This window comes from Paractinoplanes brasiliensis, from assembly GCF_004362215.1.
Taxonomy (GTDB): domain Bacteria; phylum Actinomycetota; class Actinomycetes; order Mycobacteriales; family Micromonosporaceae; genus Actinoplanes; species Actinoplanes brasiliensis.
Genome location: NZ_SNWR01000001.1, coordinates 5,023,474 through 5,042,408, shown reverse-complemented (window position 1 = coordinate 5,042,408; position 18,935 = coordinate 5,023,474). Strand labels below are relative to the sequence as shown.

Annotated in this window: 20 protein-coding genes; 9 read left to right on the top strand and 11 right to left on the bottom strand. The window is 70.6% G+C overall.

All coding sequences use genetic code 11. The annotated features are described in order from the left end of the window. Positions 1 to 45: 45 nt before the first annotated feature. Positions 46 to 240: a hypothetical protein gene (locus C8E87_RS22965; RefSeq protein ID WP_133875009.1), complete on the bottom strand. Its 195-nt coding sequence runs from the start codon at positions 238 to 240 to the stop codon at positions 46 to 48. A 294-nt stretch (positions 241 to 534) separates the two neighbouring features. Between C8E87_RS22965 and abmR the strand changes: the two genes are divergently transcribed. The 3 genes from abmR (at position 535) to C8E87_RS22950 (ending at position 2,310) form a co-directional block, all read left to right on the top strand. After that, a complete protein-coding gene (abmR, locus tag C8E87_RS22960) occupies positions 535 to 1,089 on the top strand; it encodes an ATP-binding transcription factor AbmR (protein WP_133875008.1) in 555 nt (184 codons plus the stop codon). Positions 1,090 to 1,219: 130 nt separating this feature from the next. Continuing rightward, positions 1,220 to 1,942, top strand: coding sequence for a HipA family kinase (locus C8E87_RS22955; protein WP_133875007.1), 723 nt, complete (start codon positions 1,220 to 1,222; stop codon positions 1,940 to 1,942). Next, a complete protein-coding gene (locus C8E87_RS22950) occupies positions 1,939 to 2,310 on the top strand; it encodes a DUF3037 domain-containing protein (RefSeq protein ID WP_133875006.1) in 372 nt (123 codons plus the stop codon). The genes C8E87_RS22955 and C8E87_RS22950 overlap by 4 nt, the downstream gene beginning before the upstream one ends. Positions 2,311 to 2,475: 165 nt before the next feature. Here C8E87_RS22950 and C8E87_RS22945 read toward each other — a convergent pair whose 3' ends face one another. The 6 genes from C8E87_RS22945 to C8E87_RS22920 all read right to left on the bottom strand — a co-directional run bounded on the left by C8E87_RS22945 (position 2,476) and on the right by C8E87_RS22920 (position 6,213). Then, complete coding sequence (locus C8E87_RS22945) at positions 2,476 to 3,489, bottom strand: glycosyltransferase family 2 protein (protein WP_133875005.1); 1,014 nt, start codon at positions 3,487 to 3,489, stop codon at positions 2,476 to 2,478. An 89-nt stretch (positions 3,490 to 3,578) separates the two neighbouring features. Further along, positions 3,579 to 4,100 (bottom strand): dihydrofolate reductase, encoded by a 522-nt coding sequence (locus C8E87_RS22940; RefSeq protein WP_133875004.1) that lies wholly within the window; start codon positions 4,098 to 4,100, stop codon positions 3,579 to 3,581. Then, on the bottom strand, positions 4,097 to 4,897 hold the full coding sequence (locus C8E87_RS22935) for a thymidylate synthase (protein WP_133875003.1): 801 nt from the start codon (positions 4,895 to 4,897) through the stop codon (positions 4,097 to 4,099). Before C8E87_RS22935 ends, C8E87_RS22940 begins: the two co-directional genes overlap by 4 nt. A 92-nt stretch (positions 4,898 to 4,989) precedes the next feature. Then, positions 4,990 to 5,229: a hypothetical protein gene (locus tag C8E87_RS22930; protein WP_133875002.1), complete on the bottom strand. Its 240-nt coding sequence runs from the start codon at positions 5,227 to 5,229 to the stop codon at positions 4,990 to 4,992. A 29-nt stretch (positions 5,230 to 5,258) separates the two neighbouring features. After that, positions 5,259 to 5,870, bottom strand: coding sequence for an NAD(P)H:quinone oxidoreductase (wrbA, locus tag C8E87_RS22925; RefSeq protein ID WP_438866189.1), 612 nt, complete (start codon positions 5,868 to 5,870; stop codon positions 5,259 to 5,261). Positions 5,871 to 5,937: 67 nt separating this feature from the next. Further along, a complete protein-coding gene (locus C8E87_RS22920) occupies positions 5,938 to 6,213 on the bottom strand; it encodes an isoamylase early set domain-containing protein (RefSeq protein ID WP_133875000.1) in 276 nt (91 codons plus the stop codon). Between the two features lie 81 nt (positions 6,214 to 6,294). Between C8E87_RS22920 and C8E87_RS22915 the strand changes: the two genes are divergently transcribed. Beyond that, the gene (locus tag C8E87_RS22915) at positions 6,295 to 6,741 is read left to right on the top strand and encodes a GNAT family N-acetyltransferase (protein WP_133874999.1); all 447 of its coding nucleotides are present in this window, start codon (positions 6,295 to 6,297) and stop codon (positions 6,739 to 6,741) included. Between the two features lie 54 nt (positions 6,742 to 6,795). Here C8E87_RS22915 and hemQ read toward each other — a convergent pair whose 3' ends face one another. From hemQ to hemE, 3 genes are all read right to left on the bottom strand, one after another. Then, entirely contained in the window at positions 6,796 to 7,497 is a 702-nt protein-coding gene (gene hemQ / locus C8E87_RS22910) for a hydrogen peroxide-dependent heme synthase (RefSeq protein WP_133874998.1), read from the bottom strand. After that, positions 7,494 to 8,909: a protoporphyrinogen oxidase gene (hemG, locus tag C8E87_RS22905; RefSeq protein ID WP_133874997.1), complete on the bottom strand. Its 1,416-nt coding sequence runs from the start codon at positions 8,907 to 8,909 to the stop codon at positions 7,494 to 7,496. Before hemG ends, hemQ begins: the two co-directional genes overlap by 4 nt. A gap of 73 nt (positions 8,910 to 8,982) precedes the next feature. Further along, entirely contained in the window at positions 8,983 to 10,056 is a 1,074-nt protein-coding gene (gene hemE / locus C8E87_RS22900; RefSeq protein ID WP_133877013.1) for a uroporphyrinogen decarboxylase, read from the bottom strand. A 36-nt stretch (positions 10,057 to 10,092) separates the two neighbouring features. On the opposite strand from hemE, the gene C8E87_RS22895 reads away from it, so the two are divergent. Then, on the top strand, positions 10,093 to 10,662 hold the full coding sequence (locus C8E87_RS22895) for a DUF3000 domain-containing protein (protein WP_133874996.1): 570 nt from the start codon (positions 10,093 to 10,095) through the stop codon (positions 10,660 to 10,662). Between the two features lie 84 nt (positions 10,663 to 10,746). On the opposite strand, the gene C8E87_RS45650 is transcribed toward C8E87_RS22895, so the two are convergent. Beyond that, a complete protein-coding gene (locus C8E87_RS45650) occupies positions 10,747 to 12,063 on the bottom strand; it encodes a S1C family serine protease (RefSeq protein WP_239079882.1) in 1,317 nt (438 codons plus the stop codon). 187 nt (positions 12,064 to 12,250) lie between these two features. Here C8E87_RS45650 and C8E87_RS22885 point away from each other — a divergent pair, with 187 nt between their 5' ends. From C8E87_RS22885 to C8E87_RS44615, 4 genes are all read left to right on the top strand, one after another. Next, positions 12,251 to 13,555 (top strand): ribonuclease D, encoded by a 1,305-nt coding sequence (locus C8E87_RS22885; RefSeq protein ID WP_166661214.1) that lies wholly within the window; start codon positions 12,251 to 12,253, stop codon positions 13,553 to 13,555. Positions 13,556 to 14,414: 859 nt separating this feature from the next. Next, the gene (locus tag C8E87_RS22880) at positions 14,415 to 15,605 is read left to right on the top strand and encodes a thiolase family protein (RefSeq protein WP_133874994.1); all 1,191 of its coding nucleotides are present in this window, start codon (positions 14,415 to 14,417) and stop codon (positions 15,603 to 15,605) included. Beyond that, the gene (locus C8E87_RS22875; RefSeq protein ID WP_133874993.1) at positions 15,602 to 17,656 is read left to right on the top strand and encodes a 3-hydroxyacyl-CoA dehydrogenase NAD-binding domain-containing protein; all 2,055 of its coding nucleotides are present in this window, start codon (positions 15,602 to 15,604) and stop codon (positions 17,654 to 17,656) included. Before C8E87_RS22880 ends, C8E87_RS22875 begins: the two co-directional genes overlap by 4 nt. A gap of 161 nt (positions 17,657 to 17,817) precedes the next feature. Further along, the gene (locus tag C8E87_RS44615) at positions 17,818 to 18,804 is read left to right on the top strand and encodes a hypothetical protein (RefSeq protein ID WP_203720444.1); all 987 of its coding nucleotides are present in this window, start codon (positions 17,818 to 17,820) and stop codon (positions 18,802 to 18,804) included. Positions 18,805 to 18,935 lie beyond the last annotated feature (131 nt).

Below are 18,935 nucleotides of genomic sequence, written 5' to 3'. Positions count from 1 at the left end.
CCACCACGGCGACCTGCGTAAATGGTTGCGCCCAACCCCGTGAGCTCAGCCACGGATGCGATTGTCGATCGGCTCGGGCTGGCTGGCCCACCACTCCGACGGCACCAGCTCGTAGATCTCGCTCGCGATCGCCTTCAGGTGGTCGCCGGTCGGGTGTCCGTGGTGGGCGTCGGCCAGGCCCTTGACCCGCATGAAGAGCTCGGCAAGTTGCTCGCAAGTGACCGAAACCTGGTAGTCCATGCCTCGACGCTAGGCCTGCGCATGCCGCAAGTCAGGCAAAACGTCCATGCCTCACCCCATCGGCGCCTGCTCCTCGCCATCCTCCTGCCGCCTCGAAATTGCTCCGCCTCACCCCTCCGCGCGCATCCAAACGCCCCGCCGCACCCCCATCGCGCCCCGCTGCACCCGCGCCGTACCCCGCTGCGCCCGCGCCGCGCCCCGCCCCGCTGCACCGCGCCGAATCCGGGCGCGAGTGGCCGCTTCTTGTTAACGGTGTAATCATGTAATCAGCGTTGCAATCCTGGGGAGGATGTCATGCGATTCCGTACCGCGCCGCCGGGACGCGTCGAGCCGCCGAATGCCGAGGACGCGCCGGGCTGGGTAACCGGGGCCATTCCGGACGGCTGGTTCGTCGAACGCCCCGAGATCGTCATCGACCGCGACGAGATCATCATCTGGGGCCGTCTGGCCGAGCCCGAGCTGGGTCCCGACGCCACCGAGGCCGATCGGGCCGCCGCGCAGGCCGGCCGCATCAACCAGTTCCGCGAGGACACCCGCGACGCCCGCATGCGGGTGGCCCGCCAGATCGAGTACCGCTATCAGCGCAAGGTCGCCTGGGGCGTCCGCACCGGCGACACCAACGAGCTGTTCACGCACCTGGCCGCGCCGGTCATGACCCGGCTGCGGCAGCCCGAGCGGCAGATCCTCGACACGCTGGTCGACGCCGGCGTGGCCCGCTCGCGGTCCGAGGCTTTGGCCTGGTGCGTCAAGCTGGTCGGGCAGCACACCGATCAGTGGCTCACCGACCTGCGCCAGGCCATGACGAAGGTCGACGAGCTCCGCAAGCAGGGCCCGGCCACGAGCGCCTGACAAAAAGGGGCCTGCGGCCGATCCGTGAGCCGCCCGCAGGCCGCACAACACGCCGCACCTCGGACGCCGCCCGACGACGACCGCGGATAAGCGCACGCGTGCACGGATCATCCCCGGCTAGGGTGGCGGGGTGCTACGTCAGGTCACCGCGATCCGCTATGTCACCCCTCTGCGTGAGGGCGGCTCCCTGCCCGGCGTCGTCGAGGCTGACGACCTCGGGACGTACGTGGTGAAGTTCCGCGGCGCCGGCCAGGGTCCCCGCGCTCTGGTCGCCGAGGTGATCTCGGGGGAACTGGGCCGGCGGCTCGGGCTGCCCGTCCCCGAGCTGACCGTCGTGCACCTCGACCCGATCGTCGCGCGGGCCGAGCCCGACGAGGAGATCCAGGAGCTGATCAAGGCCAGCGCAGGGGCGAACCTGGGCATGGACTTCCTGCCCGGCGCCCTCGGTTACGACCCGGTGGTGCACCCCGTCGACGCCGCGCTGGCCTCGCGGGTGGTGGCCTTCGACGCGTACGTGGAGAACGTCGACCGCAGCTGGCGCAACCCGAACCTGCTCATGTGGCACGGAGGGCTCTGGCTGATCGACCACGGCGCGACGCTGTACTTCCATCACAACTGGCCACGCGCCGCTGCCGTCGTTCACCGTGCGTACAAGTGGGACGACCACGTTCTGAAGCCGTACGCGACCGAGCTCGCCACCGAGGGCCCCGCTTTGGCCGCCCGCATCACGCCGGGACTGCTCGCGGAGGTCATCGCCGAGGTGCCCGAGGAGTGGATGGAACCGGGCGATCCGGAGGCGTACCTGAGCCATCTCACCGCCCGCGCCGAGCGCCCGGAGGCCTGGCTGCCGTGAGAATCCCGTACGAGTACGCCGTGATTCAGGCCTGCCCCCGCGTCGAGCGTGGCGAGCTGATCAACGTGGGTGTCGTCCTCTACTGCCAGCGACTCGATTTCCTCTCCGCCCGCACCGACCTGCGCGAGGAACGACTGCTCGCCCTTGATCCGCACGCGGATGTGCCCGCGATCCGGGCCGCGCTGGCGTCCTGGGACGCGACGTGCACCGGCTCGGGGGCGGCCGGCGGCATCAGTCAGGGTGAGCGTTTCCGCTGGCTGGTTGCCCCGCGCAGCACGATCCTGCGTGCCGGCCCGGTGCACATGGGCCTGGCCGCCGACCCCTCCGACGAACTGGATCGCCTCGTCGGCCTGCTCGTGAAGATCTAGCCCACCGCTACGAAGGCGCTGGTGGTCGAACCGCGATCGGCACGCGCACACCGGCCGGCCAAGCTGGAAACGCGATCGGGACGCGCGCCCAGCGATCAGCCGAAAATGCGATCGGCCCGCGCAACGCGATCGGCGCGAAGGCTCCAGGCCGGTCGCGCGAAGGCTTCAGGCCGCCGGCCGAGTATCGGCGATCACCGTCACCGCGTCGAGCGACTCCAGCGAGTCGGGCGGCGTGGTGGCCGTGTCGAACGAGACCAGAAACGGCGGCCGGCTCTGGGTCGCCATGTAGATGCGCCCGACGTATTCACCCAGTAGCCCGAGGCAGATCAGCTGCACGCCGCCGAGCAGCAGCACTGCGATGTAGAGCGACGTCCACCCCGGCACCACGCCGCCCGTGCCCCAGGCGACCAGCGCGCTCACGATCAGCGCCACGCAGAGCAGGAAGCTGAGCAGCCCGAGCCACGTCGCGATCTTCAGCGGGGCGGCCGAGAACCCGGTGACGCTGTCGAAGGTCAGCCGGATCATGCGGGACAGCGGGTACTTGGTGGCGCCGGCGACGCGTTCCTCCCGTACGTACGGCACCTCGGCACTGGAGAAACCGAGCGACGGCACGACCAGGCGATAGACCGGGCGCGGCTCGGGCAGTTCGTTGAGCACCTCGACCACGGCCCGGCTCATCAGCCGGAAGTCGCCCGCCTGGTCACTGACCCAGGGGCCGACCAGTTTGCGCATCATCCAGTAGTAGAGCCCGGCCGTGTTGCGCTTGAACACCGTGTCGGTGCTGCGGTCGCTGCGGACGCCGTAGACGACGTCGACCTTCTCGGTGAGCGCCTTGGAGAGCATCTCGCCGATCGCCTCGGGCGGGTCCTGCAGGTCGGCGTCGATGCTGATCACGTAGTCGCCGCGGGCGGCCCGCAGCCCGGCGCGCAAGGCGGTCTGATGCCCGACGTTGCGGCGCAGCGAGACTATGCGCAACTCGGGCCAGTCGGTGCGCAGCTGCAGCAGGCGTGACACGGTGGCGTCGGTGCTGCCGTCGTCGACCGCGACCACCTCGTACGCCACGTCGAGCGCGTCGAGCACGGGCCGCAACCGGGCCACGAAATGGTCGACCGCCTCGCGCTCGTTGTACATCGGGGTGACCACCGACAGCGTCACCGGCGATACGAGGCTCTGCGGCATGGGTAGCTTCTTCCTGTCAGCTCTGGCGTCAAGACCGATTCGCCCCATAAATCATGAATGCGTTTCGGTCTTCTCGTCGGCCGAAGAGACTAGCCCCTACTCGTTGCGCCGACCTTACGAGGCTCGGTCGATCGCCCAGCGCGAACCAGTTCCTCGACGACGAAGCTAAGGCCGTCGCGAGAAGTCTGCCAGCCCGACGACTCGCTGACGACCCACGCGTCACCCGGATCGGGAGCATAGGTGTCGCCCGCGACGTCCAGATCGACCCGAGTGCGAAGAATGTGATCGGCCAGCGGAAGGAAAGCGCGATACACCGACTCGCCGCCCATGACCCATATTTCCCCGTACGCCATGGCCTCGTCGACCGAGTGCACCACCTCGGCGCCCGGGGCCGACCACTGTGGGTCGCGCGTCAGCACCACGTTGCGCCGGCCCGGCAGCGGGCGGAACCGCTCGGGCAACGAGTCCCACGTGGCGCGGCCCATGACCACCGTGGCGCCGGTCGTACGCTGCCGGAACAGCGCTTGATCCTCGGGCAGCCGCCACGGGATCGCGCCGTCCGCGCCGACGACACGGTGGCGCGCCTCGGCCCAGATCAGGTGGACGGTCATACGGCGACCGGGGCCCGCAGCGCCGGGTGGTGCTTGTAGTCGACGATCGTGAAGTCCTCGTACCTGTAATCGAAGAGCGAGGACGCCGGCGCGATCTCGAGCCGCGGGAACTCGTACGCCTCCCGCGACAGCTGCTCCCGCACCTGCTCGACGTGGTTGCTGTAGATGTGACAATCGCCACCCACCCAGATGAAGTCGCCCGGCTGCAGGCCGACCTGCGCGGCGATCATCTCGGTGAGCAACGCGTAGCTCGCGATGTTGAACGGCACCCCGAGGAACAGGTCGGCGCTGCGCTGGTAGAGCTGGCACGAGAGCTTGCCGTCGGCCACGTAGAACTGGAACATCGCGTGACACGGCGACAGCGCCATCTCGGGCAGGTCGGCCACGTTCCACGCCGACACGATCATGCGACGCGAGTCGGGGTCGCGGCGCAGCGTCTCGAGCACATTGCTGATCTGGTCGACATGCCCGCCGTCGGGGGTGGGCCAGGAGCGCCACTGCACGCCGTAGACCGGGCCGAGCTCGCCGGACTCCGACGCCCACTCGTCCCAGATGGTCACGCCCTGGTCGCGCAGCCAGCCGACGTTACTCTCGCCACGCAGGAACCAGAGCAGCTCGACGGCCACCGACTTGAAGTGGACGCGCTTGGTGGTGATCAGCGGGAACCCGGCCGACAGGTCGTAACGCAGACGCTCGCCGAACAGGCTCACCGTGCCGGTGCCGGTGCGGTCGCTCTTGGGCGTGCCGGTGGTCAGGACCCGCTGCAACAGGTCCTCGTACTGGGTGTCGACGGACATGGCGACAACCTACCCGCCGCACGGCCCGGCCCGGCACTACGTGTGGGCCGAGTCGCGCGGCGAAACCCCGGTGCGGCCGGCACCGGACCCCGCTAGCTGGCCCAGGACTCCGACATCTGGGGAATCTGCTGGTTGAGCGCCTGCAGATCCTGCTGCTGCCCGTTGGCGCCGCCGACGAAGCCGAGGTCGGCGCCGATCTGCTGCCAGCGCTCGTAAAGCACCTGGTCCTGCAGAACGGCCCGGACGTCGTGGTGCGCCGAGCGCAGCTCCTCGAGGGCCGTCTCGTAGCGGGCGACCCGCGATTGCAGGTCCAGAGTCTCGTACGTGGTCATGCAGTCAGATTAGCGAAAGATGAGTAGTTTTATTCGCTTTTCAGCTTGCTCGCGATCCGAACGATCCGCTGCGCCAGATGGTCGAGTGCGGCGTACTCCGCGTCGCCCAACGGCGCGTCGTTGTTCCCGCCGGTCACATGGGAAACGCCGTACGGGTTCCCGTCGGTGAACTTGAGCGGGTCGGTGTAGCCGGGCGCCACCACGATCCCGCCGAAGTGGTGGATCGTGTTGTAGAGCGCCAGCAGCGTCGACTCCTGCCCGCCGTGCGCGGTCATGGTCGCGGTGAAACCCGCGTACGCCTTGTCGGCGAGCTGCCCCTGCGCCCACTGCGGCCCGAGCGTGTCCAGGAACTGCTTGAGCTGGCTGGCCACGTTGCCGTACCGGGTCGGCGTGCCGAACAGCACCGCATCGGCCCAGGTCACGTCGTCGGCCGTGGCCTTGGGCTCGTCCTTGGTGCGGTCGAAGTGCTGGCTCCAGGCCGCGTTGGAGGCGATCGCCTCGGCCGGGGCGAGCTCGGCCACCTGGCGCAGACGTACCTCGGCGCCGGCCTTCTCGCCCGCCTCGCGAAGGCGCTCGGCCATCTTGTGGAGCGTTCCGGTGGACGAGTAATAGATGATCGAAAGTCGCACGTCAGCCACGATGAGGTCCTCCCTCGAAATAGATGCTTGCCAAGTCAAGCAAGTCCCCGGCGAGGGCGGGCCGAAACGACTAAACCCGGATTTCTCCGCCGTGCGGCCCGAACCCGTCGGCGTTCTCGTCGTCGAACCAGTGCCCGTCGGTGGCGAGATAGCGGAACTGATAGCTGCCCGGCGGCACGGTGACGCTGACCGTCCGGGTGCCGTCGCGGCGCGGTTTCAGCTCGTGCGCGCCGGGCTCCCAGCCGTTGAACGTGCCGACCACGCTCACCGGGCCGGCCGGCTGGTTCACCGGCAGGCAGAACGTCACCCGCGTCTTGTTGCCGAAGAGTTTGTTCCTCTTGATCATCAAGACCTCCACAGCTCGGGCTTCCATCCCTATAACGGCACACCGCGATACGGGTAACGGCGTGCCGCTTACCCTTTCGGCATGCACCCGGAACCAACTGACGAACTGCGCACGGCCAGCTTCCGTGACCTCGACACCACCACCCTGTACGCGATCCTCAAGCTCCGCGCGGACGTCTTCGTGGTCGAGCAGGACTGCGTGTACTGCGACCTCGACGGCCGCGACAACGAACCCGGCACCCGGCACCTGTGGTTCGAGCGCGACGACGAGGTCCGCGCCTACCTGCGCATCCTCGACGACGGCGACGTCGAGCGCATCGGCCGTGTGGTGACCGCCAAGAGCGCCCGCGGCGCCGGGCTGGCGGGCCGCCTGATGGAGGAGGCCCTGACCGTCATCGGCCACCGCCCCAGCGTGCTCGACGCCCAGGCGTACCTGGTGAAGTTCTACGGCCGGTACGGCTTCGAGCCGACCGGCCCCGAATACATCGAGGACGGCATCCCCCACATCCCGATGCGCCGCGAGCCCTGAGGCAGCACGGCGAACCCCGGACACGCACGCACTGCCCGGCGGCCGCACCCCGGCTCAGGGCAGGGCGGCGACCAGCTCGCTGACCGAACGGCGGCGGCCCGTGTAGAACGGGACCTCCTCACGCACGTGGCGACGAGCGGTCGACGCGCGCAGGTCGCGCATCAGGTCGACGATGCGGTGCAGCTCGTCGGCCTCGAAGGCGAGCATCCACTCGTAGTCGCCCAGCGCGAACGACGCCACCGTGTTGGCCCGCACGTCAGGGTAGCCGCGGGCCATCCGGCCGTGCTCGGCCAGCATGTGGCGGCGCTCCTCGTCGGGCAGCAGATACCACTCGTACGACCGCACGAACGGGTAGACGCAGATGTACGGGCGCGCTTCCTCGCCGGCCAGGAAAGCCGGGAGGTGGCTCTTGTTGAACTCGGCCGGCCGGTGCAGGGCCATCTGCGACCAGACCGGGGCCAGGTGCCGGCCGAGCCCCGAGCGCCGGAACAGCGAATACGCCTCCTGCAGCGCGTCAGGCGAGCCGGAGTGCCACCAGATCATCACGTCGGCGTCGGCGCGCAGACCGGCCACGTCGTACGTGCCTCGGATCGTCACGTCCTTGCCCGAGAGCTGCTCGAACAGCCCGTCGACCTCGCCCGCCAGTTCCTCGCGCAACGCCGGCAGCGGCGTCTCGGCCCGGAACACCGACCACATCGTGTAGCGGATCGTCGCGTTCAGCTCGTTGATCCGCGCCGCGTTCGTCTGCTCGCTCATGCTGCGTCCTCCAATGCCTTGCACACGTCTTCGGCCGCGCGTTCGCCGCTCTCGACACAGGCCGGGATGCCCACCCCGTCGAACGCGGCACCCGCCAGTGCCAGACCCGCCGGCAGCTCGGCCCGAGCCGCGGCGAGCCGTTCGTGGTGGCCCGGGGTGTACTGCGGCAGGCCGCCACCCCAGCGCTGCACCCACGAGGCGACCGGCGCCGGCAACGCTACGCCGAGCAGCTCGCCCAGTTCGCGATGCGCCCGATCGGTCAGCACCGCGTCGTCGAACTGCAGACGATCCTCCTCGCCCGCACGCCCCAGCGACACCCGCACGATCACCGGGCCGCCCTCGGGGCGCTCCCACTTGCGCGTGACGAAGGTGGCTGCCTTGACCAGCGTGCCCTCACTCGGCGGAACCAAGAAGCCGCTCAACTCGGGCAGCGCCGTGCCGGCCGGCAGCGCGAGGGCGACCAGCGCCACGCTCGCGTAGTCCAGCCCGCCGATCCCCTCGGCCGCACCGGGCGCCACCGAAGCCAGCAGCCGCGCAGAGGGCCGCGCCGGAACAGCCAGCACGATCGCATCCACGTCATCCGTCTGAACCGCCCCGGAACCAGGGGGCGCGGCGGCCGGCCCGAGCAGCAAGCGCCAGCCGTGCGGTGTACGGGCGATCTCGCGTACGGGCAAACCCAGACTGATCCGGGCGCCGCTCGCCGAAGCCGCCGCGCCCACCAAGCGGCTCAACCCGCCGTCGAGCGCGCCGAACACCGGCTGCCCCGGCACGCGCTTGCTCGCCGCCTGCGCCGCCCGCACCGCCGCGCTCAGTGTGTGCTCGACCCGGGCCGCTGCCGCGAGCTGCGGCATCGTGACCCCGAGCGACAGCCGGTCGGCATGCCCCGCGTAGACGCCGCCGAGCATCGGGTCGACGAGCCGATCGACCACCTCGGGCCCGTAACGCTCGCGGACCAACGCGCCGACCGCGATGTCCTGCCCCTCGCCCAGCAGTGGCGCCCCGGAGTCGGCGTCGCGACCGGGCTCGGCCCGCGCGATGTCCCCCAGGGCCGCCGGGTCGCTCGGCACCCCCACCAGCGTGCCGGCCGGCATCGGGGCCAACCGGCCCCCGAACGCCAGCGCGGCCGGAACCCTGTGCGGATGCACCAGCGCGTGTTCCAGCCCCAGCCGTTTGACCAGGGCCACAGCGGCCGAATCGACGCCGTCGGGCCCGGTCATCAGGAACGACTCGGCGCCACGCTCGACGGTCACGCCGGCCAGCTCACCGGTGCGCAGCTTGCCGCCGAGGGCGCCGCTCTGCTCGTAGACGATGATTTCGGTGTCGGGTGGGGTCAGGTCACGCAGTCGCACGGCCGCTGCCAGACCGGCGATGCCGCCTCCGATGACTGCCACCCGCTTTCGCACGAGAACCAGCCTTCCACCGCGCTCGTGACCGCGTACGGCTGGGGTCGGAAGGTGTGAATTGCGTCAGCCAGTACTTTTGGCCCTACCGCGAGCCGGCCTCATGGACGTGCGCCACGAGCCGGGTCAGCATGTCGGGATCGGTCTCGGGCATCACGCCGTGACCGAGGTTGAACACGTGCCCGGGCGCGCTGCGGCCCTGCTCGAGCACGCGATCGGCCTCACGCCGCACCACGTCCCAGCCCGCGAAGAGCATCGCCGGGTCGAGATTTCCCTGTACGGCACGGTCCGGCCCGATGATCTTGGTGGCCTGGTCGAGCGGGGTGCGCCAGTCGACCCCCACGACGTCGGCGCCGGCCTCACCCATGGCCCGCAGCAGCACGGCCGTGCCCACGCCGAAGTGGATGCGCGGCACCCCGGCGTCGGCCAGCCCCCGCAGCACGCGGGCCGAGTGCGGCAACACGTGTTCGCGGTAATCGGCCTCGCTGAGCGCCCCGGCCCAGGAGTCGAACAGCTGCACGGCGCTCACTCCGGCCTCGATCTGCGTACGCAGGAAGGTCAGCGTGATGTCGGCCAGGCGGGACAGCAGCGCGTCCCAGAGCTTCGGGGCGGCGTACATCATCGCCTTGGTCTTGAGGTACGTGCGCGACGGGCCGCCCTCGATGAGGTAGCTGGCCAGCGTGAACGGCGCTCCGGCGAAACCGATCAGCGGGGTCGCGCCGAGTTCCTGGACGAGCAGCCGCACCGACTCGGCGACGAAATCGACGTCGTCCGCCGTGATCGGCCGCAGCCGCTCCAGGTCGGACTCGGCGCGGACCGGCTCCGCCACGACCGGCCCGGTGCCGGCGACGATGTCGAGGTCGACGCCGGCCGCCGCGATCGGCACCACGATGTCGCTGAACAGGATCGCCGCGTCGACCTGATGACGCCGTACGGGCTGAAGTGTGATCTCGGTGACCAGCTCGGGCCGCCGGCACGACTCCAGCATCCCGACCCCCGCCCGGATCTTGCGATACTCGGGCAGCGAACGGCCCGCCTGCCGCATGAACCAGACCGGGGTGTGCGGCACGTCCTGGCCGCGGCAAGCCCGCACAAAAGGCGAATCGTTCAAGACTGAGGTCACCGCGCCATCGTGCCACGACACGCTCGGCGCGCCGATCCGCGGCGACACCGTACGGCGGCATAGTCTTCCCTCATGGCGTCCCCCTCCGCTGTCCCTCCGGCGTTCGCCCGCGCGGTCGACGCTCTGCGGGCACCGGCGCCTCGGCCCGAGATCCTGCTCGAGGAGATCGCGGCGCCGCAGCGTCTCGCGCCTTATTCGTTCGCGATCAGCGCGACCGTCCTGCGCTCGGGCGACGAGGTGGCCGGCGGCCGGCTGATCCTGCTGCACGACCCGGCTGGGCACGAGGCCTGGCACGGCGACATCCGCCTGGTCACGCTGGTCACGGCCGAGCTCGAGGACGATCTGGCGGGCGACCCGATGCTGTCCGCGGTCGCCTGGACGTGGCTGACCGACGCGCTCGACCAGCATTCGGCGGCCTACACGGCGATCGGCGGCACGATCACCCAGACCACGTCGACCCGTTTCGGCGAACTGGCCGGCCCCGCCCCCACGGCCGATCTGGAGGTACGCGCGTCGTGGACCCCGACCGGCGACGACTTCGCCGCCCACCTGCAGGGCTGGTGCGCGATGCTCGCCTCGACGGCCGGCCTGCCCCCACCGGGAGTCACCGCGCTGGGCGCGTCGGCCCGCTCGTTCTCCTGACCGCCCGCGCGGGCCGACAACGCGTTCCCGATCGATCCCGCACCGGCCGGACCATCCCCAGCAGCGGACCCGCTCGGCCCGCGTCTAGCAGACCTCCAGCGTCTGGCAGGCGGTCTTGATCGGGATGGCCAGGCCGATGCCCTCGGCGTCCTTGGCCTTGGCCGTGGCCACGCCGACCACCTGCTTGCTGGAGTTCACCACCGGACCGCCCGAGTTGCCCGGGTTGATCGGCGCGTCGAACTGGATGGTCGGCCCGTCGGCGTCGTTCGGCCGGTAGGCGCTGATCACCCCGGTGGTGACCGAGTCGTCCAGCCCGAGCGGCGCGCCCACGACGACGACCTGCTGCCCCGGCTTGACCTGCGCCGTCGACGTGCCCAGCGGGGCGATCGTCTGGGCCGCCCGCAGCAGAGCCAGGTCCTTGCCCTTGTCGACCTTCACGATCGTCGCGTTGATCCGGGTGCTGCCGCGTTCCAGCGACACCCGCCGCCCGCCGTCGGTCCACGTCTCGGCGACCACGTGATAGTTCGTGATCAGGTTGGCCTGGTTGCCGCTCGCCTTCCTGCCCACCGAGAACGCCGTGCCGGTGAAGCTGCCCGCGCGCACCCGGAAAACACTCGGCAGCACCCCCGACGAGACGCCCTCGGGGTTGAACACGCCGGCCAGCTCCTTCTCGAGCCGGTCGGTGCGGTCGCGCTCGGCCGAGAGCACGGAGGCCAGGTCCTGGTTGTGCTTGCTCATCCCCTCGATCCGGTACGCCTGCCAGCCCGCCACCAGGAGCAGCAGCACCACGGCGCCGAGCACGAACGGCTTGAGACGGTTACCGGTCGAGCCGGAGCGCTGCGGGGCGGGCTCCGGTTCCCCCGTACGGTCGAGGCCCGCATGCCAAGCGGGCTGTTCTCCGGTGTGCCGCGGCGTCGCGAGCGGCTGCCCGGAGATCGGGTGTTCCCCGGTGTGCCGCTGCCGCGAAATCGGCTGCTCACCGGCGTGGCGCTGCCGCGGGATGGGCGCCGGCGTGTCCCAGCGCTCGTCCGCGCGGGCCTGGCGTGGCGTTTCCTCGATCCACTGGCCGTGACCCGGCTCGCCCCACGGGTCGGCCGGAACCGGCTCGGCCCAGCGCTGATCCTGGCCGGCCCGGTGATTCTGCCCGGAGCCTTGATCGAACTCTGCCCGCTGATCGAACCCGGATCGGTGATCTTGCGCGGGGTGGTGATCCGGCGGGGCGCCCCACGGATCGGCCGCAGGCTCGTTCCAGCGCGCTTCCGGAGCCGCCGCCCACTGACCCTCGGGCGCCGCCCACTGACCCTGCGGGGCCTCCTCGGGCTGCCCGGCGCGGCGCCGTCCGTCGTATCGGCGCTGCTCACCAGAGCCCGCGGGGGTGAACGGTTCGTAGGTCATGGTCATCCGGCGCGGCCTCCCGGGTATCGGCGCTGCGGCAGGTAGTACGGAGAAAACCGCCGTACGGATCAGCCGAGTTGCCTCTTTCCCGAAGACCCCCGGCTCTCTTTCCCGAAGGCCGAAGTCGATCGAGAAACGGCGCGCCGGGACCCGGCTGCAAGCAGGCGGGGTGGGGTCCCCGTACGGTTACGGAGTGACCGACGAAGCACCCCTGCGCCGTCGGGACACGCCGGAGCCCGAAAGGGACGGACGACCGCACGCCGACTCGCCCGACCCGACGTCTGGCGGTCCCGAGCCCGTCCCTTTGACCGCGCCCCGCGAGGGCACCCCCCGACCGGTCGAGACCAGTGACGAACTGGCCGAGGTCGTGGCCCGCATGTCCGCCGGCACCGGCCCGGTCGCCGTCGACGCCGAGCGCGCCTCCGGCTACCGCTACACCCAGCGCGCCTATCTCGTGCAGTTGCGCCGCGCCGGGGCCGGAACGGTGCTGATCGACCCGCTGCCCCTCGACGATCTGCGCACGCTCGACGCCGCCCTGGCCGAGAGCGAGTGGGTGCTGCATGCCGCCAGCCAGGACCTGGCCTGCCTGGCCGAGATCGGAATGAAACCGCGCCGGCTGTTCGACACCGAGCTGGCCGCGCGGCTGGCCGGGTTCGAGCGGGTCGGCCTGGCCGCGCTGACCGAGCAACTGCTGGGCTTCTCACTCGAGAAGCACCATTCGGCGGCCGACTGGTCGACCCGGCCGCTGCCCGAGTCGTGGCTGACCTACGCCGCTCTCGACGTCGAGTTGCTGACCGACCTCCGGGACCACTTGGCGGCCGAACTCGACCGCCAGGGCAAGACGGCGTGGGCCGCCGAGGAGTTCGCGGCCCTGGTCGCCAGCGCCGACCGTCCGCCGCGTGTGCGTGCCGACCCCTGGCGGCGTACGTCCGGGATACACCGCGTACGGGGCGCCCGGGCCCAGTCGCGGGTGCGCGCCCTCTGGTACGCCCGCGACGGCGTGGCCGCCCGCCGCGACTCGGCGCCCGGCCGTGTGCTGCCCGACTCCGCGATCGTCGCCGCCGCCGAGGCCGACCCGAAGGACGAACGCAGCCTGCTCGGCATCGCCGGTTTCGGCGGCCGCTCGGTGCGCCGCCTGGCCCGGGTGTGGCTCGACGCTCTCGACGAGGCACGCGCCCTGCCCGACGACGCGCTGCCGATCAACCAGCCGGTCGAGGGCCCACCCCCGCCGCACCGCTGGGCCGAACGAGACCCGGTGGCAGCCGCGCGCCTGACCCGCTGCCGCGCCGTAGTGGTCGCCACCGCCGAGGCCCACAACCTGCCCCCGGAAAACCTGATCAGCCCCGATTTCGTACGCCGCCTGGCCTGGTCCCCGCCCGACGAGGTCACGGCCCAGACGGTCGGCGACACGTTGCGCGGCTTCGGCGCCCGCAGCTGGCAGGTGACGCTGCTGGCCGACCAGCTGGCGACGGTCCTCCCCGCACCGCCCACCGCCTGACCCGTTACGAGCAGGCGCCCCCACCCGGCCGGTCGTCACCTGGACCAGCCGCAGCCCCGGCGCCACGCGAGCCCCGACCTCCCGCCCCAACAGGCCACGCCCCGGCCCGCCGCCACCACTGGCGGCCGTGATGGAGCGGGAGGTCGAGCGGCTCGCCCCGGCATCCGCCAGGCCGCAAGCCGGCCGCACGCCCCCAGCTCTCACATTCCGCCGGCGCTCCAGTGAATCTTGGCCGGGTTGCTGTCCGCGCCGCAGCGTCCGCACTGCTCGTAACGAACCCCGTCGGGATTTGTCCGCGGCACCCACTTGTGCCACCTGAGGCGGCACCGTAACGGCTTCCTCATGGCGCGACCGTACGCCCGCCACGAGATCCTTCGATTCACCCGTTCCGCCGACCCCCGCCCTGGACGATCCGCCTCCCACCAGCGAGCAGGCCCACCGCTCGTAGCACACCCACCCGGCCCGCGGCCGTCGTCCACAGTCCCCCGCTTGTCCACAGCCGCTCCATCGACGCCCCGCGAAGATCGCTTCCCTTCCCTAGAATCGTGCTGGGCGGGGGTCCCCCGGTTGGGGTGGGCCGTGTTCCGAGCAGGGCCCCGATCGGGCTGGTTGGGGCGTGACCGCTTACGCACGTCGCCGTGGTGCGGTGAGCGCCCTGGACGCGCCGGCGGCCGGCTCACCTCGGCGTGAGCTGCCGTCTCCCCCCACCCCGCTACGACATGCTTCTGATCTGGCCTTTGGCCCTGCTCTCGACCTCGAACTTGATCTCCTCACTACGCTCGTTTGTGAAGTTTCCCGGTCACGCTGGCGGCCGTTAGTTACTGACGAGTAGCATCCTCTTACGTCCTTAGGAGGTACCGTGCCCCGTGAAGTACGCGAGGTCGTCTTCGTCGACGGCGTCCGCACCCCGTTCGGCAAGGCGGGCGGCATGTATGCCGAGACCCGCGCCGACGATCTGGTCATCCGCTGCATCCGCGAGCTGATGCGCCGCAATCCCCAGCTCCCGCCGGAGCGGGTGGACGAGGTCGCGATCGCGGCCACCACCCAGATCGGCGACCAGGGCCTGACCATCGGCCGCACCGCGGCCCTGCTGTCGGGCCTGCCCAAGACCGTCCCGGGCTACGCGATCGACCGCATGTGCGCGGGCGCGATGACCGCGGTGACCAACGTGGCCGGCGGCATCGCGATGGGCGCCTACGACGTGGCGATCGCCGGTGGCGTCGAGCACATGGGCCGGCACCCGATGGGTGAGGGCGTCGACCCCAACCCGCGCATCATCGCCGAGAAGCTGGTCGACCCGTCGGCGCTGGTGATGGGTTCGACGGCGGAGAACCTGCACGACCGCCTGCCGCAGATCACCAAGGAGCGGGCCGACCGTTACGGGCTGAACTCGCAGCTCAAGACGGCCAAGGCGTACGCCGACGGCAAGCTGCAGCCGGACCTGGTGCCGGTCGCGCTGCGCAGCGCCGAGCAGGGCTGGGGCCTGGCGACCGCCGACGAGGCGCCGCGTGAGACCTCGATGGAGAAGCTGGCCACGCTGAAGACCCCGTTCCGCCCGCACGGCCGGGTCACCGCGGGCAACGCGGCCGGCCTGAACGACGGGGCGACGGCGGCGCTGCTCGCGAGCGAGGAAACCGCCCGCGAGCTGGGCCTGCCGATCGCGATGCGGATGGTGTCGTACGGGTTCGTCGGCGTCGAGCCCGAGATCATGGGGTACGGCCCGATCCCGTCGACCGAGAAGGCCCTCAAGAAGGCCGGCCTGACGATCGACGACATCGGCCTGTTCGAGCTGAACGAGGCGTTCGCGATCCAGGTGCTGGCGTTCCTCGACCACTACGGCATCGCCGACGACGACCCGCGGGTCAACCCGTGGGGCGGCGCGATCGCCATCGGTCACCCGCTCGCCTCCTCCGGTGTGCGCCTGATGACGCAGCTCGCGCGGCACTTCGCCGAGCACCCCGAGGTCCGGTACGGCCTCACCGCCATGTGCATCGGCATCGGCATGGGCGGCACTGTGATCTGGGAGAACCCGCTGTGGGAGGCGAAGTGATCGAGCACCCGAACGAGGTCGTAACCAAGGCGCTCGTCCGCTTTGTCCAGGTCGGCGACAAGAAGGCCGCGCTGATCACCCTTGACAACGGGTTCGACCACAAGAAGCCGAACAGCTTCGGTCCCGGCGGCCTGACGAGTCTCGACGAGGCGATCACGGCGGCGACCGATGCGAAGCCGGCGTTCATCGCCCTCACCGGCAAGCCGTACATCTTCTGTGTCGGCGCGGACATCACCGGCATCCCCTTCCTGGCGTCCCGGGAGCAGGCGGTCGAACTCGGCGAGCTGGGCCACCGGGTCTTCGCGCGGCTCAAGAACTCGACGATTCCGACGTTCGCGTTCATCAACGGCGCCGCCCTCGGTGGCGGCCTGGAGGTGGCGCTGCACTGTCACTACCGCACGGTTTCGGGCGGCGCGGCGGCGCTGGGCCTGCCCGAGGTGGCGATCGGCCTGGTGCCCGGCTGGGGCGGCAGCCAGCTGCTCCCCAACCTGATCGGCGTGCCCGGGGCGGCCCAGGTCATCCTGCAGAACCCGCTGACCCAGAAGGTGCTGCGCCCCAAGCAGGCTGTCGAGCTGGGCGTCGCCGACCAGCTGTTCGAGCCGGCCGACTTCCTCGAGCGCTCGCTGGAGTGGGCGGCCGCGGTCGTCGACGGCGAGCTGACCGTGCAGCGGCCCGAGGTCGACAAGGACATGTGGGAGGGCGTGCTCTTCTTCGCCAAGCAGCAGCTCGACGAGAAGCTGCACGGCGCGGTCCCGAGCGCGAACAAGGCCCTTGAGCTGCTCGCTCTCGCCAAGGACGCCTCGTTCGAAGACGGCACGGCGGCCGAGACCGAGGTTTTGGCCGACCTGATCATGGGCGACGAGTCAAGGGCCAGCCTGTACGCGTTCGATCTGGTGCAGCGGCGGGCCAAGCGCCCGGTCGGCGTGCCCGACAGCTCGCTGGCCCGAAAGGTCACCAAGGTCGGCATCGTCGGCGCCGGTCTGATGGCGTCCCAGCTGGCGCTGCTGTTCGCGCGCCGCCTGCAGGTGCCGGTCGTGCTGACCGACATCGACCAGGCCCGCGTCGACAAGGGCGTGTCGTACGTGACCGAGCAGATCGACAAGCTCGTCGCCAAGCGCCGCCTCGACGAGGGCAGCGCGGCCAAGCTGCGCGGCCTGGTCAGCGGCTCGGTTGACAAGTCGGTGTTCGCCGACGCCGACTTCGTGATCGAGGCCGTCTTCGAGAACCTCGAGCTCAAGAAGCAGATCTGGGCCGAGATCGAAAAGATCGTGACGCCCGGGACGGTGCTCGCGACCAACACCAGCTCGCTGTCGATCACCGAGATGGCGGCCGGCCTGGAGCACCCGGAGCGGGTGGTCGGGTTCCACTTCTTCAACCCGGTCGCCGTCCTGCCGCTCCTCGAGATCATCAGGGGCGAGCGGACCGACGACGCCACGCTGGCCACGGCGTTCGCGGTCGGCAAGGAGCTCAAGAAGTCGTCGGTGCTGGTCAAGGACGCCCCGGCGTTCGTGGTCAACCGGCTGCTGACCCGGGTCACCAGCGAGATCTTCCAGGCGATCGACGCCGGCACCCCGCTGGACGTGGTCAACGAGGCGATGGACCCGCTGGGCCTGCCGATGCGCCCGATCGCGCTGCTGCAGCTGGTCGGGCCCGCCGTGGCGTACCACGTGGGCGAGACGCTGCACCGGGCCTTCCCCGACCGGTTCGCCGAGTCGGAGAACCTCAAGAAGATCGTGGACGCCGGCCTGCCCGTCATGGTCGACGACGAGATCAACCCCGAGGTCGCCAAGCTGGTGGCGGGCGGGGCGGCGCCGCTGAGCGCCGACGAGGTACGCCAGAAGGCCCTCGACGCCCTGGCCGAGGAGATCCGGATCATGCTCGACGAGGGCGTGGTCGCGGAGGCGCAGGACATCGACCTGTGCATGATCCTCGGCGCGGGTTACCCGTTCCACCTCGGCGGCGTGACGCCGTACCTGGACCGCAGCGGCACCTCCGAGCGGGTGACCGGCAAGCGGTTCCTGCCCCAGGGCGTGGCGAGCCTGCCCGCCTGACGAACAGTCGAATACACGACGCCCCGCGCCTTCCAGGTGCGGGGCGTCGTCACGTTGTCACCCATTTGCCCACTTGGACCGTCCCGTCACCCAGAACGGTTGACACCCATGTTCGCGCGGTAACGCTAGGCTCGCGCGGTACCCGATTTCTGGAGCGCTTGATGTCGCAGCCCCCGTATCCAGGGCAGCCCTATCCCAACGACCCCTCGTCAGGCCAGCCGAACCAGGGTCAGCCGCCGTATCAGCCGCCGAGCTACCCGCCGACGACGCCCTACCCGTCGTCCGGCCAGCCCGACTACGGTCAGCCGCCCCAGTACGGGCAGCAGCCGCCGCAGTACGGTCAGCCCGCGGGCGGGGAGTACGGGCAGCAGCCCCAGTACGGCCAGCCGCAGTACGGTCAGCCGCAGTACGGTCAGCAGCCGCCGCAGTACGGGCAGCAGCCGTACGGCCAGCCGGCCGGGGGCTTTCCGCCGCCGCAGCCACCCCAGAAGAAGTCGCGGACCCTGCCGATCATCCTGATTTCGGTCGCGATCGTGCTGGTGCTCTGCGTCGGCGGGGTGACGGCGCTCTACATGATCGGCCGCGACAAGGCCGACGACCTGGAGGCGACCCGGGGCCTGAGCACGACCGCGCCCACGACGGCTCCCGTCACCGAGCCCACCGAGGAACCGGCCACCGAGCCGCCGTCCTCGAACATCTCGATCGTCGAGCCGGCCACGCTGGGCGGCCGCAAGAAGCTGACCTCGGCCCAGTTCAAGTCGATCGCCGACCAGCTCAAGAACGGTCTGGCCGACGTGCCGGGCGCGACGAACTCGGTCGGCGCGCTCTACGGCGACGTCGCCGACCAGGACATCGTGATCGTGGCGGCGGCCGAGGCCCCGATCGCCGACCCGAAGCGGGAGCTCGAGCAGACCTTCTACGGCGCCGGCATCGGCGGCCTCAAAATCGACAACATCTCGAGCGCGCCGACCGGCGCGCTGGGTGGGTCGGCCAAGTGCGGCAGCTCCGAGACCAACAACATCGACCTGGCCATCTGCACGTGGGCCGACGAGGGCAGTGTCGGCATGTTCATCTGGTACTTCGAGTCGGTGAGCGGCGCCAAGGCCGAGTTCCCCAAGCTCCGGGCTCAGGTCGAAAAGAAGAACTGACCTCGTCAAGGCGACACGCCGTTCGCCACGATCACATAGTCGCATCGCCTCCGGAACGGACCGGTCACGGTTCCTGTCCGGGGGCGTTCGCGTTATAACCAGCGTTCAGGATGTGGGCCGTACCCGTCGAT